General features: G+C 41.8%; 2 protein-coding genes and 1 pseudogene. All 3 read left to right on the top strand.

Annotated elements, in window-relative coordinates; all coding sequences use genetic code 11:
- Positions 1 to 327 precede the first annotated feature (327 nt).
- The gene (locus G322_RS24980; RefSeq protein WP_051143807.1) at positions 328 to 750 is read left to right on the top strand and encodes an IS21 family transposase; all 423 of its coding nucleotides are present in this window, start codon (positions 328 to 330) and stop codon (positions 748 to 750) included.
- Between the two features lie 23 nt (positions 751 to 773).
- The gene (locus tag G322_RS24975; RefSeq protein ID WP_051143806.1) at positions 774 to 1418 is read left to right on the top strand and encodes a Mu transposase domain-containing protein; all 645 of its coding nucleotides are present in this window, start codon (positions 774 to 776) and stop codon (positions 1416 to 1418) included.
- A 302-nt stretch (positions 1419 to 1720) separates the two neighbouring features.
- Positions 1721 to 1937, top strand: a pseudogene (locus tag G322_RS0118995) (IS3-like element ISSde8 family transposase); the annotation flags it as partial.

Here is a 1937-nt window from a genome sequence, read left to right as displayed (position 1 = left end):
ATTAATATCGATGTAACCGTTTTCTCTTAAAAGTTGTTTGGCCGCTTTTAGGTTGTAGTGATTGTATTGTCCATATTTTGCTTGTACCTGTGGGTTTGACCATGCGACAAATTGATCACCAAGTGCATCTGGATAATTATTAACTGATGTTACGCAGTTGAGGCTTGTTCTAGGTGCAAAGCCTCAATTGCTGCTTTTTGTGCTTTGATATAAAGTTTCATTTTTAAACCGAATGTCGTTAGCCCTTTTTTTATACTCAAGCACTCTTCATCAAAGAAAGAAGTGCCTGACTTTGCCTTGATGCATAAAGAGCTGAAGCGCAAGGGCATGACTAAAATTCTCTTGTGGCAAGAGTATCAAGCAAAGTACCTAGAAAAGGCTTATGCCTACACTCAGTTTTGTGAGTACTATCTCCGCTGGAAGAAGAAGCTTAAACGCAGCATGCGCCAACACCATATCGCAGGTGACAAACTCTTTATTGATTACTGCGGGCCAACGGTATCAATCGTTAACCCTGATACCGGAGATGTACGCAATGCGCAGATATTTGTCGCGACGTTAGGCGCGTCGAACTACACCTTTATTGAAGCCAGTGCCAGTCAAAAACAAGAAGACTGGTTAATGGCGCATGGCAGCGCGTTTGAGTTTTTTGGCGGTGTGCCTAACCTGTTAGTCCCTGATAATTTACGCAGTGCGGTTTCTAAAGCTGATAGGTATGAGCCAACACTCATGAGAATTATCTCAAGTTAGCGCGTCATTACAACACGGCAATAATGCCTGCAAGACCTTATAAACCCAAAGATAAAGCAAAAGCTGAGAATGCAGTGCTTATCGTTGAACGATGGATATTAATGCGCATACGCCATCAAGTGTTCTACACCTTGGCGAGCTTGAATCACGAACTAAAATGTCTCCTCAAAGACTTAAATCAACGTAAATTTAGGCAGTTACCTGGCAACCGTGAAAGCCTATTTGAGCAACTAGACCGTCCAGCATTAAAGCCTCTTCCTCAATACCCCTATGAATATGTTGACCACCATCACGCCAAAGTCGGTATTGATTATCATGTGCTTTATAAAAAGCACGCTTACTCTGTACCGCATATTTATAGCGGTGAGCGTGTTGATACACAAGCAACCGTTCGCATGATAAGAATTTACTTCAAGGGACAATGTATTGCCCAACATCCTAGAAGCCATAAGGAAGGTGGGTTCACGACCATCGCTGAGCATATGTCGCTATCTCATCAAAAACAGCAGTGGTCGCCTCAGCGTTTACTTAGTTGGGGCAAAAGCATAGGGTGCGGCACCCGTAGTGTTGTTGAGCACCAACTTAATAGCAAAACTCATCCAGAGCAAGCCTACCGAGCCTGTTTAGGTTTACTCAGCTTAGCGAGGCATATACAGATGCTCGCTTAGAGCAGGCTTGCCAAAGCGCATTGCTGTTAGAAAGGCCAAACCGATTTACTGTAAAAAACTTCCTTGAAAACAAGCGAGAAAATTATGCTCTTGAGCAAAGCCAAGAGTCAAATGAGCCTATAAACCACCAAAACATCCGTGGTTCAAAATACTACAACTAAGGAAATAACATGAATGATATTGTCATCGAACAACTGCGTAGTTTACGACTTAGCCCATTCGCTAATGCGCTTGAATTTGTAATGGTTTAATAAGTTTGGAGGGTTTGATAGCCTCTTAAATGAATTAAATAGGAAAGAATAATGGCCAATACAACTCGAAAAGATCGTATAAAAGTGTCTCCTGCTCAAAAGCTAGAATATGCAAAATTGATGATCGATGATAATTACTCTAATCAACAAATAATTGATCTATCAGGTGCCTCTTCATCTGCTGTAGTTCGATGGAAAAAGCAGTATTTAGCGGAGAGAAAAGGTGAGATACCTACAAATAAAACAGCCCTTGATCCTCAAGCCCGAC

The sequence above is a fragment of the Psychromonas hadalis ATCC BAA-638 genome (genome assembly GCF_000420245.1).
Taxonomy (GTDB): Bacteria; Pseudomonadota; Gammaproteobacteria; order Enterobacterales; family Psychromonadaceae; genus Psychromonas; species Psychromonas hadalis.
The sequence above is the reverse complement of the archived record's forward strand: the minus strand, read 5'-3'. Positions and strand labels throughout refer to the sequence as shown.